Source organism: Actinomycetospora sp. TBRC 11914 (genome assembly GCF_012933465.1).
Classification (GTDB): Bacteria; Actinomycetota; Actinomycetes; order Mycobacteriales; family Pseudonocardiaceae; genus Actinomycetospora.
In genome coordinates this window covers 186149-199031 of sequence record NZ_JABBND010000009.1, presented here as the reverse complement: position 1 = coordinate 199031, position 12883 = coordinate 186149, and the positions used below count along the sequence as shown (strand labels likewise).

13 protein-coding genes and 1 tRNA gene are annotated in these 12883 nt (G+C 74.2%); 7 read left to right on the top strand and 7 right to left on the bottom strand.

The window, feature by feature from the left end; translation table 11 throughout:
* Window positions 1–37 precede the first annotated feature (37 nt).
* The gene (locus HH311_RS16130; RefSeq protein WP_169184683.1) at window positions 38–466 is read right to left on the bottom strand and encodes a DUF805 domain-containing protein; all 429 of its coding nucleotides are present in this window, start codon (window positions 464–466) and stop codon (window positions 38–40) included.
* A 192-nt stretch (window positions 467–658) separates the two neighbouring features.
* Here HH311_RS16130 and HH311_RS16125 point away from each other — a divergent pair, with 192 nt between their 5' ends.
* Window positions 659–2260: a SpoIIE family protein phosphatase gene (locus tag HH311_RS16125; RefSeq protein WP_169184682.1), complete on the top strand. Its 1602-nt coding sequence runs from the start codon at window positions 659–661 to the stop codon at window positions 2258–2260.
* Entirely contained in the window at window positions 2257–2592 is a 336-nt protein-coding gene (locus tag HH311_RS16120; RefSeq protein WP_169184681.1) for an STAS domain-containing protein, read from the top strand. Before HH311_RS16125 ends, HH311_RS16120 begins: the two co-directional genes overlap by 4 nt.
* A gap of 7 nt (window positions 2593–2599) precedes the next feature.
* Here the strand turns inward: HH311_RS16120 and HH311_RS16115 are convergent, their stop codons facing one another.
* The 6 genes from HH311_RS16115 to HH311_RS16090 all read right to left on the bottom strand — a co-directional run bounded on the left by HH311_RS16115 (window position 2600) and on the right by HH311_RS16090 (window position 5744).
* The gene (locus HH311_RS16115) at window positions 2600–3079 is read right to left on the bottom strand and encodes a hypothetical protein (RefSeq protein WP_169184680.1); all 480 of its coding nucleotides are present in this window, start codon (window positions 3077–3079) and stop codon (window positions 2600–2602) included.
* A 111-nt stretch (window positions 3080–3190) separates the two neighbouring features.
* Complete coding sequence (locus tag HH311_RS16110; protein ID WP_169184679.1) at window positions 3191–3658, bottom strand: DUF6328 family protein; 468 nt, start codon at window positions 3656–3658, stop codon at window positions 3191–3193.
* 38 nt (window positions 3659–3696) lie between these two features.
* Complete coding sequence (locus tag HH311_RS16105; RefSeq protein WP_169184678.1) at window positions 3697–3867, bottom strand: hypothetical protein; 171 nt, start codon at window positions 3865–3867, stop codon at window positions 3697–3699.
* A 205-nt stretch (window positions 3868–4072) separates the two neighbouring features.
* Window positions 4073–4147, bottom strand: a tRNA-Arg gene (locus HH311_RS16100).
* A gap of 179 nt (window positions 4148–4326) precedes the next feature.
* Window positions 4327–5055: a DUF305 domain-containing protein gene (locus HH311_RS16095; protein ID WP_312030186.1), complete on the bottom strand. Its 729-nt coding sequence runs from the start codon at window positions 5053–5055 to the stop codon at window positions 4327–4329.
* A complete protein-coding gene (locus tag HH311_RS16090) occupies window positions 5052–5744 on the bottom strand; it encodes a DUF3105 domain-containing protein (protein ID WP_312030185.1) in 693 nt (230 codons plus the stop codon). The genes HH311_RS16095 and HH311_RS16090 overlap by 4 nt, the downstream gene beginning before the upstream one ends.
* Before the next feature lie 302 nt (window positions 5745–6046).
* Between HH311_RS16090 and argS the strand changes: the two genes are divergently transcribed.
* The 5 genes from argS (at window position 6047) to thrB (ending at window position 12608) form a co-directional block, all read left to right on the top strand.
* Window positions 6047–7699, top strand: coding sequence for an arginine--tRNA ligase (argS, locus tag HH311_RS16085; protein WP_169184676.1), 1653 nt, complete (start codon window positions 6047–6049; stop codon window positions 7697–7699).
* Between the two features lie 7 nt (window positions 7700–7706).
* A complete protein-coding gene (lysA, locus tag HH311_RS16080; protein ID WP_169184675.1) occupies window positions 7707–9164 on the top strand; it encodes a diaminopimelate decarboxylase in 1458 nt (485 codons plus the stop codon).
* A complete protein-coding gene (locus HH311_RS16075) occupies window positions 9165–10580 on the top strand; it encodes a homoserine dehydrogenase (RefSeq protein ID WP_169184674.1) in 1416 nt (471 codons plus the stop codon).
* A gap of 80 nt (window positions 10581–10660) precedes the next feature.
* Window positions 10661–11677 (top strand): threonine synthase, encoded by a 1017-nt coding sequence (thrC, locus tag HH311_RS16070; protein ID WP_211190358.1) that lies wholly within the window; start codon window positions 10661–10663, stop codon window positions 11675–11677.
* 13 nt (window positions 11678–11690) lie between these two features.
* Window positions 11691–12608 carry a homoserine kinase gene (gene thrB, locus HH311_RS16065; protein ID WP_169184673.1) on the top strand — a complete coding sequence of 306 codons (918 nt, stop codon included), beginning with the start codon at window positions 11691–11693 and terminating at the stop codon, window positions 12606–12608.
* The last annotated feature ends 275 nt before the right edge of the window (window positions 12609–12883 follow it).

Here is a 12883-nt window from a genome sequence, read left to right as displayed (position 1 = left end):
CCCGACCTGGCGGCTCCGGGCTCTTCCACGTCCGGGGTCAGACCGGCATGGGCGGGTTCTGGGGCTGCTGGCCCGCCGCAGCCTCGAGCTTCGGGTCCGCGCCGAAGCGGTTGGGGCCGCGCGTGCCCTCGAGGCAGACGAAGACCAGCAGCACGATGCTGCCCACGATCGGGATGAGCTGGATGAGGAACCACCAGCCCGACCGGTCGGTGTCGTGCAGGCGCCGCACCGTCACCGCGATCGAGGGGATCAGGACGGCCAGGCCGTAGATGGTCCCCAGGATGCCCGGGCTGTAGGCGGCCATCCCGCCGGAGGCGTAGAAGTTCGCCGTGCCGATCGCCGAGTCGATGATCCCCAGCACGATCGAGATGACGAGGTTGACCAGGACGAACATCCAGAACTCGGTGCGGCGCGCTCGACCGCCGAAGTCGGCGTACTGCCTGAGCGCCTTCAGGTACCACTGCACGGCGGCCACCTCTCGAACTCTCACGGAGCGTCGTCGTCGGGCGCTGATCGCCCGGTTGGTTCGACTCGAAGAGAGTAGCGATGTCACTAGTGGTGAAGAACACTCATCACCGGATGGTTCCGAAGTGTTATCCGGCGGTGGGCCCGGGCGGGTCCTAGGCCCTGATGCGGGCGCCGACTAGCGTGCTGGCGCGTGACCGGGACTGAGGTGTCCTCGGGCGAGGACCGGCTGCGTCGGATCGAGCTGGTGACCGACACGGCGCTCGCGCACCTGGCCGTCGAGGACCTGCTGGACGAGCTGCTCGAACGGGTCCGCTCCCTCCTGCACGCCGACACCGCGGCCGTCCTCCTGCTGGACCCGTCGTCGACCCACCTGGTGGCGACGGCGGCGCGGGGCATCGAGGAGGAGGTGCGCCAGGGCGTGCGCATCCCCCTCGGCCAGGGGTTCGCCGGCCGCATCGCGGCCGAGCGGCGGCCGGTCGTCATCGAGCAGGTCGACCACGCGAACGTGCTCAACCCGATCCTGCGGGAGAAGGCGGTCCGCTCCCTGCTGGGAGTGCCGCTGATCGCCGAGGGCACGGTCCTCGGGGTCCTGCACGTCGGCACCCTCACCACGAGGACGTTCGTCGACGAGGACGCCGAGCTGCTCCAGCTGGCGGCCGACCGCATCGCGTCGATGACGCGGACGCACCTCACCGAGCTGGACCGCGCGACCGCCGCGGCCCTGCAGCGCAGCCTGATGCCGGGGACGCTGCCCGCCGTCCCGGGCCTCGAGCTCGCCGCCCGCTACATCCCCGGCGACGCCGGCGGCCTCGGCGGCGACTGGTACGACGTCTTCACGCTGCCCTCGGGCCGGGTGGGCGTGGTGATCGGCGACGTCGTCGGGCGGGGGCTGCAGGCGGCCGTCGTCATGGGCCGGCTCCGCAGCGCGCTGCGGGCGTTCGCGCTGGAGGAGGACGACCCGGCGGAGGTCCTCGAACGGCTCGACGGGAACGTGCAGCACTTCGAGGACGGCGTGATGGCGACGGTGCTGTACGCCGTCTTCGAGCCGTCCATGGAGCGCCTGGCGCTGTCGACGGCCGGGCACCTCCCGCCGGTCGTGGCGTCGCCGTCCGACCACGCGGCGCTGCTCGAGGTCCCGGTGGACCTGCCGGTGGGGGTGTCGGTCGGGCCCCCGCGCCGGACCACCGTGGTCGACCTCCCGCCGGGCGGGCTGCTGTTCCTCTACACCGACGGCCTCGTCGAGCGCCGGCGACGCTCCCTCGACGTCGGCCTGGACCTGCTCACCGACGCGGTCACGGTCGACGAGGTGGAGACCGTCTGCAGCACGGTGCTCGGCCGGCTCGTCGGCAGCGAGCACGTCACCGACGACGTCGCGATGCTCGTCGCCCGCCGGCTCCCCGGCGAGCGGGTGGTGCCGCTCGACGTCGTGCTGCCGGCGGTCCCCCGCTCGCTCGCCGAGGTGCGGTCCGCCCTGCGCCGCTGGCTGGTCGCCGCGGAGGCGCCCGCCGACGCGACCGCCGACCTGCTCGTCGCCTGCGGCGAGGCGTGCTCGAACGTCGTCGAGCACGCCTACGGCCCGGGCGGCGGGACCGTCGCGGTCCGGGCCGTGCTGGAGGGCGGCGAGGTGACGGCGACGGTGCGCGACAACGGCCAGTGGCGCTCGGCCCGTGGCGAGGGCCGGGGGCGCGGGACCACACTGATGCGCCAGTGCTGTGACGACGTGGACGTGACGACGGGGGTGGCCGGGACGACGGTCACCCTGCGCCGCCGGCTGGTGAGGGAGGCGGGATGACGAAGGCGACCGTCCTGGTCAGCCCCGATCACTCGCGGGTGCGCATCGACCTCGGCGGGGAGATCGACCTCGAGAACGCCGCGAGCGTCGAGGAGCAGCTCGCGGCCGCGATCCCGAACCACCTGAGCGCGGTGACCCTCGACCTCTCCGGGCTGGACTACATCGACAGCGTCGGCCTGCGGATCCTGTTCGCGCTGGCCGCGCGGCTCGAGGTGCTGCAGATCGAGCTCCAGGTCGTCGCGCCGATCGGCTCGCTGGCGCGCCGGGTGCTGGAGCTCTCGGGCTTCGAGGCCATCGTCGCGCTCGACCCGAAGCGCACGGCTGCCTCGTAGGCCGCACCTATGCGGTCCCGTTCACCGAGCCCGGTCCGTCGGTGAGGTCCCGGAGCAGGGCCTCGAACGCCTCGGGCTGGGTCCTCCGCACGCGGTCGAGCGCCGCGCGCAGCCGGGCGACCTCCTCCTGGGCGGCCTCCTCCTTGATGGCGGCGATCCGCTGCTGCATCGCGAGGAACTCTTCCACCCGGTGGTCGGCGGTGGGACCGACCGCCTCGACGACCGCCTCCAGGGCGTCGCCGAGGCGTCCCAGCTGACGTCCGTAGCTCTGCTCGCGCAGGACCGCCACCTCGGTGGTCGGCGACGCGGAGTTCCCCTCGTTGATCACCAGACTCGGGCCGAAGCTCCACCCGGGGAGGATCGGCTGGGTGAGGGTGCTCGGCGCCCAGCGCGCCGGGCTCAGCGCGTCGACCCACCACCCGATCACGTCACCCCAGGACGATCGTGGCGTCACCCCACGCCACCGTTCGTCGTCGCGTACCCCCATGCGCCCACCTTCGTGTGCCGGGAGCCGTCGCCACGAGCGTCCGATCGGTGGCAACACGACGGGCGACCAGGGAGGCGCGAACGGTGAGCGGTGGGCTGACGGTCCCGGGGATCATGCCGCGTCGTGCGGTTTCTCGCGGGCACGGATCAACAGCGGGCGCACCAGCCACAGGAACGTGATCCCGACGGCGACGACGAGGCAGGTCGCTACCGCCGCGGGCACCGCGAACAGGAGCGAGGTCACCAGGAGCGTCGCCCCGCACAGCGAGGCACCCAGGAAGACCAGGCCGCCGATCGCGTAGCGGTTGAAGCGCAGCAGCATCCGCTCCTTGTCCCGCTGCCGGAACAGCAGCCGGTGCTGCGCCGCGGGCGCGACCAGCAGCACCGTCGCGGCCGCCGTCGACAGCAGCGTCGAGAAGTAGACGTCCCGCTCGAACGCGGTGATCCGGGAGAACCCGACCTGGAACGGCGTGGTCAGCAGGAACCCGAACAGGACCTGCACGCCCGGCAGGGCGACCCGCAGCTCGTTGAGCAGCTCGCCGAGCTCCCGGTTGACCCGCTGGTCGTGGTCCTCGGCCATCCGCCACCTCCACCGCGAGCACCGGCCCTGGGGAGTTCCTACTCGCGGTGCACCACCGCCTGCTCGCCGGAGGGGCGGGGAACGGGTGGGCGCGCCGGGGCCCGCGGTGGCCGCCCGCCGTGCAGGAGCCGGCGCTCGATGCCCGCGAGCACCAACGTCGTCACGATCATCGTCGGCGGCAGGACGACGACGGCGAGGAGCCAGTCCACGTGGCCACCCCCTGGTCTCCCGACGGCGAGGACGCCGTCCCGGAACGAGCGACCGAGAGTGACACGTGGGGCGCGTGTGGGTGAACGCGACATGCCGAGGAGGCTGCCCGAGCGTGCGGGGAGGGGTGAGTGTGAGTTCGCCGGGCGGGACCACGACGAGGATCTCCGGGAACGCCCCACCGACTCCAGGTCGGTGCTCGGCGTGTGGTGCCCCCGGCAGGATTCGAACCTGCGCTCCCGCCTCCGGAGGGCGGTGCTCTATCCCCTGAGCTACGGGGGCGAAACCGTGGACGAGCGTAACGCATGGCCCGTGATCGTCCGGCGGCGGGCTGTGTCAGGACGGGTCCATCGTGACGTCAGGTGTCAGCGACGGCCCTCCGCTGGTCCGACGACGGGGCTTTCCTGCCACTGGATGCAAGCAACGACGCTCCGCTGGCAACCCAGGCAACCAGGCACCCCTCACGACGGGAGCGGCGCCGCCCCCCGCTGCGCCAGCATCTGCGTCATCGTGTCCGCCTCTGCGGTCTGCGACGCCACCATCGAGCGGGCCAGCTGGGTGACCACGTCCACGGACCCGTGGGCCGCCTCCTCCTGCATCATCGACAGCCCGCCGCGGTGGTGGCGGAGCATGAGCTGCAGGAACGCCACGTCCATCGCCGGGCCGGTCTGCGAGCGGAACCGTGCGAGGTCCGCGTCGGAGGCCATCCCCGGCATCTGCGCCGTGGGCATCCCCATCCAGCCCATGTACTGCCCGGGGGTCGCCTCGGTCGGCAGGCCCCAGAGGCGCAGCCAGCCCTGCATCATGCCGAGCTGCTGGTTCTGCGTGGACTCGATGTCGAACGCCAGCTGGCGCAGCGCCGGGTCGGTGGTGTTCGAGCGCTCCCACACCGCCATCTGCACGGCCTGCGCGTGGTGCACCGTCATGTCCTGCAGGAACCCGGTGTCGATCGCCCCCGGGGGCGGCCCGTACGACGGGGCCGTGCGTTGCCCGAGCACCAGCCCGCCGATCCCGCCGGCCAGCAGCAGCACGAGCACCACACCCGCGACGACGACGCCGCGCGCCCACCCCGGGCTGCGCGACCACCACCCGCCGTCGTCACCCCCGCCATCGTCGACCCCGTCGTCGACGTCCGGGGGCTCGGGCGGCGACTCCACCGACTCCACCGACCCCACCGGCCCGGCGCTCACCCGGTGCCGCCCATCCCGCCGCTGCCCGACGTGCCCTGGTAGGTCATCGGCAGTGCGTTCTTCGGGTAGGGCGGCGGGTCGAACGGCGGCGGGTTCTGCGGGTCGAACTGGCCCGGCCCGAGGGCGTCGCAGCTCGCGCCGACCTCCGGGTAGGTGTTCGGGTTGCCGCGCAGCGAGGTGATGAACTCGTCGATCCGCGGGTCGGCGGCGTCGGCGACCTTGAGCTGGTGGCCCCAGGACTGCAGCGAGATCGGCTGGTCGAGGCCGGGGTAGGGCGAGATCATCATCTGGTTCTGGCCGCGCACCTTCGCGGTCAGCGAGTCGAGGGCCGCGCCGGTGATCCGCGCCGGGTCGTAGGCGATCCAGACGGCGCCGTGCTCGAGGGCGTGCACCATGTTCTCGTTGCGCACCGCCTGCGGGTAGACCTGCCCGTTGCAGGCCGCCCAGTAGCCGTCGTGCGGGCCGCCGTAGGGCGGGGTCTTGTCGTAGGCGACGCGCTGCGTCGGCAGCACGTGGTGCTGGCCCTCGTAGGTCGTCGTCGCGATCCCGGGGATCGCCAGCGACGGGTCCTTGTTGTCCTCGGAGGGCCGCCACGGGCTGACCTGCGAGTTCCGGGCGAGCAGGAACCACCCGATGCCGCCGATCAGGGCGAGCACGACGACGATCGCGCCGATCGCGAGCCACGGCACTTGCCGGCCGCCCCCGGACGAGCGTCCCGACGACGACCGTCGCCGCGCCCCGGCGACGGGGTTCTTGCCGCGCTGCGGCGGCCTCCCGCCGCGAGCGGAGGTCGTTCCGGCACGCCGCTGTCCACCTGCCGGGGGTCGCCGGGGCGTGCCCGTCGAGCCCGTCGAGCGTCCACTCGCCATGGTCGCGGAGTGTAGGGATGAGCCGAGCGTGCCCACGTCCTGCCCTGGACGGCGTACGGACGGGTGACGGCCGTCCGCCCGCCGCGTCGGGCCGTCCGCGCGGCTCCCTAGACTCGGACACCGTGACCCCCGCTGCGCTCGCCGACCTCCTGCACGCCGTCGCCGTCGACGTGCTGACGGAGCGCGGGCTGGACACGGCGGCCCTGCCGGACGAGGTCACCGTCGAGCGGCCGCGCAACCCCGAGCACGGCGACTACGCGACGAACGTCGCCCTGCGCAGCGCCAAGAAGGCGGGCGTGAAGCCGGCCGACCTCGCCGACTGGCTGGCCGTGCGGCTCACCGACACCGACGGCATCGCCAGCGCCGAGGTGGCGGGCCCGGGCTTCCTCAACCTGCGCCTGGCCGCGGACGCCCAGGCGGGCATCGTCGCCGACGTCCTCGCCCAGGGCGACGGGTACGGCCACACCGACGCGCTCACCGGGCAGACGATCAACCTGGAGTTCGTCTCGGCGAACCCCACCGGGCCGATCCACCTCGGCGGCACCCGCTGGGCCGCCGTCGGCGACGCGCTCGGCCGGGTCCTGGAGGCCCAGGGCGCCGCGGTGGTCCGCGAGTACTACGTCAACGACGCCGGGGCGCAGATCGACCGGTTCGCCGCGTCGCTCATCGCCGCCGCGGAGGGCCGCCCGGTGCCCGACGACGGGTACGGCGGCGCCTACGTCGCGGAGGTGGCGGCGCGGGTCGTCGAGACCGAGCCCGGGGTGCTCGACCAGCCGGAGGACCAGAAGCTGGCCGCGTTCAGGCGCCTCGGCGTCGCGGTGATGCTCGACGAGATGCGCGAGTCGCTCGACGGGTTCGGCACCCACTTCGACGTGTGGTCCTCCGAGCTCGCGCTGCACGCGTCCGGCGCGGTCGAGCAGTCCGTGCAGAAGCTCAAGGACGACGGCGCGCTCTACTTCGCCGACGGGGCCTGGTGGCTGCGCTCCACCGACCACGGCGACGACAAGGACCGCGTCGTCATCAAGTCCGACGGCACGCCCGCCTACATCGCCGGTGACATCGCCTACTACCGCGACAAGCGGGCCCGCGGCGCCGACCTTGCCATCTACATGCTCGGCGCGGACCACCACGGCTACATCCACCGGCTCAAGGCGGTCGCGGCGGCGTTCGGGGACGACCCGGCCCGCGTCGAGGTGCTCATCGGGCAGCTGGTGAACCTGCTGCGCGACGGCGAGCCGGTGAAGATGTCCAAGCGGGCGGGCACGATCATCACGCTCGAGGACCTCGTCGACGCCGTCGGCGTGGACGCGGCCCGGTACACCCTGACCCGCTCGAGCGTGGACCAGGTGCTCGACATCGACCTGGACCTGATCAGCCGGCGCACCAACGAGAACCCGGTGTTCTACGTGCAGTACGCACACGCCCGGCTCTCGGCGCTCGCCCGCAACGCCGCGGACCTGGGGGTCAGCGCCGCCGAGCCCGATCTCGGCCTGCTGACCCACCCCCGCGAGGGTGACCTCATCCGCACCCTCGGGGAGTTCCCGCGGGTACTCTCGTCGGCCGCGCAGCTGCGCGAGCCGCACCGCGTGGCGCGCTTCCTCGAGGAGCTCGCCGGCACCTACCACCGCTTCTACGACACCTGCCGGGTGCTGCCCCAGGGCGACGACACGGCGCAGCCGGTCAACGTCGCCCGACTGGCGCTCTGCGACGCGACGCGCACCGTGCTCGCGTCCGGCCTGGGCCTCCTCGGTGTCTCCGCCCCGGAACGGATGTAGATCCCCCATGACCCGCGCCCACCCCGCCGGGCCCCGTCACGCCGACGTCCTGCCCGCCCACGACGCGCCCGGTCCCGTCCCCCGTGACGGAGCCGCGCTCAACGCCCTGCCGCCCGCGGTCTGGCCCCGCCACGCCGGGCGCGGCGACGACGGCATCGTGCGCCTGGCCGGCGTCGACGTCCGCGACCTCGTGGAGCGGCACGCGACCCCGCTCTTCGTCGTCGACGAGGCCGACTTCCGGTCGCGCTGCCGCGACCACGCCGAGGCGTTCGGCGACCCCTCCCTCGTGCACTACGCGGCGAAGGCGTTCCTGTGCACCGAGGTGGCCCGCTGGGTCGCCGACGAGGGCCTCGGGCTCGACGTGTGCAGCGAGGGGGAGCTGGCGGTCGCGCTGCGGGCCGGGTTCCCCGCCGAGCGGATCGCGGTGCACGGCAACAACAAGTCGCCCGCCGAGCTGGAGGCGGCCCTCGACGCGGGGGTCGGCAAGGTCGTGCTCGACTCGTTCGCCGAGGTCGCCCGGCTCGACGACGCCGCCCGCCGCCGCGGCGTCGTCGCCGACGTCATGGTCCGCGTGACGGTGGGGGTCGAGGCCCACACCCACGAGTTCATCGCCACCGCGCACGAGGACCAGAAGTTCGGGTTCTCGCTGGCCGGGGGCGACGCCGCCGAGGCGGTGCGCCGGGTGCTGAAGTCGGCGAACCTGCGCCTGGTCGGGCTGCACAGCCACATCGGGTCCCAGATCTTCGACTCGGGCGGGTTCGAGCTCGCCGCGCGGCGCGTGGTGGGGCTGCTCGCCGAGATCCGCGCCGAGCACGGCGAGCGGGCCGAGCACGCCTCCGCGCTGATCGACCTCGGCGGCGGGATGGGCATCGCCTACACCACCGCCGACCAGCCCCGCTCGCCGTCGTGGCTGGCCGACGAGCTGCGCGCGATCGTGCACCGCGAGTGCGAGCGGGCCGGGATCCCGGTGCCGCGCATCGCCGTCGAGCCCGGCCGCGCGATCGCCGGCCCCGGCACCGTCACGCTCTACACCGTGGGCACGATCAAGGACGTCGAGCTCGGCGGGGGAGCGCGGCGGCGCTACGTCTCGGTGGACGGTGGGATGAGCGACAACATCCGCACCGCCCTCTACGACGCGTCCTACGACTGCCGCCTGGTCTCGCGCTCCGCCGTGCCCGCCGCCACCGCGGGCGCCGACGCGGGCGGCAGCGGGGTCCCGACGCTGTGCCGGGTGGTCGGCAAGCACTGCGAGTCCGGCGACGTGGTGGTCCGCGACTGCTGGCTGCCGGCCGACCTCGCGCCCGGCGACGTCGTCGCGGTCGCGGCGACCGGGGCCTACTGCTACGCCATGGCCAGCGCGTACAACAAGGTGCCGCGGCCGGCCGTGGTGGCCGTGGCCGACGGCGCCGACCGCACCGTGCTGCGGCGCGAGACCCTCGACGACCTCGTGCGGCTGGAGGTGTAGGTGTCGGTCGACCAGACGGCCAAGGACCGCATCACCGTGGCACTGCTCGGGTGCGGGGTGGTCGGTTCCCAGGTGGTGCGGCTGCTGCGCGAGCAGGCCGACGAGCTGACCGCGCGGGTCGGCGTGCCGATCGAGATCGGCGGCATCGCCGTGCGGCGTCCCCAGCGCCACCCCGACGTCCCCGCGGAGCTGCTCACCACCGATGCCGCGGGACTCGTCGCCCGCCCGGACGTCGACGTCGTCGTCGAGCTCATGGGCGGCATCGAGCCCGCCCGCGACCTGCTGCTCGACGCGCTCAAGGCCGGCCGCTCGGTGGTCAGCGCCAACAAGGCGCTGCTCGCCGAGGAGGGCGAGGCGCTGGCGACGGCGGCGCGCGACTCCGGCGCGGACCTCTACTACGAGGCCTCCGTGGCCGGCGCGATCCCGCTGCTGCGCCCGATCCAGCAGTCGCTGGCCGGCGACCGCATCCGTCGCGTCGCGGGCATCGTCAACGGCACCACGAACTTCATCCTCTCGGCCATGGAGTCCACCGGCGCGGGCTACGCCGACGCGCTGGAGGAGGCCGGCCGGCTGGGCTACGCCGAGGCCGACCCGACGGCGGACGTGGACGGCTACGACGCGGCCTCCAAAGCCGCGATCCTGGCGAGCCTCGCCTTCCACACCCGCGTGACCGCCGCCGACGTGCACCGCGAGGGGATCCGCGAGGTCACCGCCACCGACATCGCCTCGGCCCGCGCGCTCGGCTGCACGGTGAAGCTGCTGGCGATCTGCGAGCAGGTCGCGGGAGACAGCCGGGAGGCCGAGGGGCACGGCGATTCGGTGTCCGCGCGGGTGTACCCCGCGATGATCCCGAAGTCGCACCCGCTGGCCTCGGTCTCGGGGGCCTTCAACGCGGTGTTCGTCGAGGCCGACGCCGCCGGCCCGCTGATGTTCTACGGCCAGGGCGCGGGCGGCCCCCAGACCGCCAGCGCCGTCCTCGGCGACCTCGTCGCCGCCGCGCGCAACCGCGTCATCGGCGGTCGCGGGCCGCGCGACACCGCCTACGCGCACCTGCCGATCCAGCCGATCGGCGAGGTCCGCACCCGCTACCACGTCAACGTCGACGTCCACGACCGCGCGGGCGTGCTCGCCGCGGTGGCCTCGGTGTTCGCCGAGCACGGGGTCTCGATCGCGACGGTGAAGCAGGAGGGCGGCCGGGAGGCCGACGACTCCGCGACCACCGGGGATGACGCGGATCATGGCGGCGGGCAGGGGACGGACGCCACACTGGTCGTCGTGACCCACGAGGCCCCCGACGCGGCCCTGCGGGCCACCGTGGACGCCCTGTCGGGGCTGGAGTCGGTCCGCGGGGTGGCCAGCGTCCTGCGCGTGGAGGGCCTCGGACGCCCCGTGCACGCCCTCGGAGGAGCCCAGTGAGCCGCCCCATCCTCGACCGGGCAGCCGCCCTCGCCCACCGCGTCGAGTGGCCGGGGGTCATCCGCGCCTACCGCGACCGCATGCCGCTGGTGAAGGACGGCTGGGACGTCGTCACCCTCCGCGAGGGCGGGACGCCGCTGCTCCCGGCGCCGCACCTGTCGTCGCTGACCGGCTGCGAGGTCCACCTCAAGATCGAGGGCGCGAACCCGACGGGGTCGTTCAAGGACCGCGGCATGACGGTCGCGATGACCGAGGCGGCCGCCGGCGGCGCGAAGGCCGTCATCTGCGCGTCCACCGGCAACACGTCGGCCTCGGCGGCCGCCTACGCCGCGCGCACCGACATGACCTGCGCGGTCCTCGTCCCGCAGGGCAAGATCGCGCTCGGCAAGCTCGCCCAGGCCACCGCCCACGGGGCGCGGATCCTGCAGCTCGAGGGCAACTTCGACGCCTGCCTCGAGCTCGCCCGCAAGGCGGCCGAGGAGCACCCGATCGCGCTGGTCAACTCGGTGAACCCGGCGCGCATCGAGGGCCAGAAGACGGCGTCGTTCGAGATCTGCGACCAGCTCGGCCGCGCGCCGGACCTGCACGTGCTGCCGGTCGGCAACGCCGGCAACATCACCGCCTACTGGCGCGGCTACGTCGAGTACCACCGTGACGGCGTCGTCGGGGCCACCCCCGAGATGCACGGGGTCCAGGCCGCCGGGGCCGCGCCGCTGGTCGACGGGGCGCCGGTCACGCAGCCGGAGACCCTCGCGACCGCGATCCGCATCGGGTCGCCCGCGTCCTGGGACGGCGCGATCGCGGCGCGGGACGAGTCCGGCGGCCGGATCACCAAGGTCGACGACGACGCGATCCTCGCCGCGTACCGGCTGCTCTCCTCCCGGGAGGGCGTGTTCGTCGAGCCGGCGTCGGCCGCGTCGGTCGCGGGCCTGCTCGCGCGCGCCGCGGCGGGGGAGCTGACGCCGGGCCGCCTCGTCGTCTGCACCGTCACGGGCCACGGCCTCAAGGACCCCGGCACCGCGCTCGCCGACGTGCCCGAGCCCGTCGTCGTCCCGGAGCGCGTGGACGCGGTCGCCGACGCGCTGGGCCTCGTCTGATGGGCCGGCGCTGATGGGTGGCCCCGGGGTGCGTGTCCGCGTCCCCGCCACCTCGGCCAACCTCGGTCCCGGCTTCGACACGCTCGGTCTCGCGCTGGCCCTGCACGACCACGTGGAGCTCACCGAGCTCGAGGACCTGGCGAGCGCAGCGACGGGGAAGGACCGTCGCCCGAGCGTCGTCGACGTCCACGGGGAAGGGGCCGGCCGCGTCCCGCGCGACGAGCGCCACCTCGTGCTCAAGGCCGCCTGCGCGACCTACGAGCTGGCCGGCGTCGCCCGCCCGCCGCTGCACCTGACCTGCCACAACGCCATCCCGCACAGCCGTGGGCTGGGGTCCTCGGCGTCGGCGGCGGTGGCGGGCATCGTCGCCGCCTGCACGCTGCTGGGGCCGGGGAAGGCGCCCGACGACGCGGCGGTGCTCGACCTGGCGGCCCGCTTCGACGGGCACGCCGACAACGTCGCGGCCTGCCTGTACGGCGGTCTCGTGGTCACCTGGTGCGAGGGCGGCTCGTTCCGGGGCACCCGGCTCACGACGCACCCGGAGGTGGCGCCGGTCGTGTTCGTCTCCGAGCACTCCAGCTCCACCGAGGCCACGCGCGGGCTGCTGCCCGACCGCGTCCCGCACGCCGACGCGGCCTTCACCGCGGCCCGCTCGGCGCTGCTGGTGCACGCGCTGACCGGCGCGCCGGAGCTGCTCCTCGCCGCCACCGAGGACCGGCTGCACCAGCCCTACCGCCGGCCCGCCTACCCGGCCACGGCCGAGCTGGTCGACGCGCTGCGCCGCGCGGGCGTGCCCGCGGTGGTGTCCGGCGCCGGCCCGACGGTGCTGGCGCTCACCACCGGCGACGCCCTCCCCGACGATCTCCCCACCAGCGGTTTCACGACGATGCCGCTGCCGATCGACGAGCAGGGCGCGGTCGCCGTCGGGTGATCGCGGACCGGGGCGCGCCGGGGAGCACCCGGTTGTTGCCGCCGGTCGTGGGGGGGTCTACCCTGGGCGGCGACAGCGACCAGCGTGATCCGCGCCGGTACCACGTCCCGGATTCTCCGGGATGGTCTTCCCCGCTCCGGTCCCGCATCCGCCCGGCGGTGCAGGCGGGTCGGCGTTCTCGGACGGCTCCACGCGTGGTCGTTGGCCCCGTATGTTCCGCAGCGCATCGAGTTCCCGGGCCACCGAACCTCCTTCCGTGAGCCCGCCGGCGCCCG

Excerpts from the sequence above, each read along its gene's own strand:
- HH311_RS16120 (WP_169184681.1), top strand. The coding sequence starts at position 2,257 with ATGACGAAGGCGACCGTCCTGGTCAGCCCCGATCACTCGCGGGTGCGC.
- HH311_RS16110 (WP_169184679.1), bottom strand. The coding sequence starts at position 3,658 with ATGGCCGAGGACCACGACCAGCGGGTCAACCGGGAGCTCGGCGAGCTG.
- thrC (WP_211190358.1), top strand. The coding sequence starts at position 10,661 with ATGCCGCTGGTGAAGGACGGCTGGGACGTCGTCACCCTCCGCGAGGGC.
- lysA (WP_169184675.1), top strand. The coding sequence starts at position 7,707 with ATGACCCGCGCCCACCCCGCCGGGCCCCGTCACGCCGACGTCCTGCCC.
- HH311_RS16115 (WP_169184680.1), bottom strand. The coding sequence starts at position 3,079 with ATGGGGGTACGCGACGACGAACGGTGGCGTGGGGTGACGCCACGATCG.
- thrB (WP_169184673.1), top strand. The coding sequence starts at position 11,691 with ATGGGTGGCCCCGGGGTGCGTGTCCGCGTCCCCGCCACCTCGGCCAAC.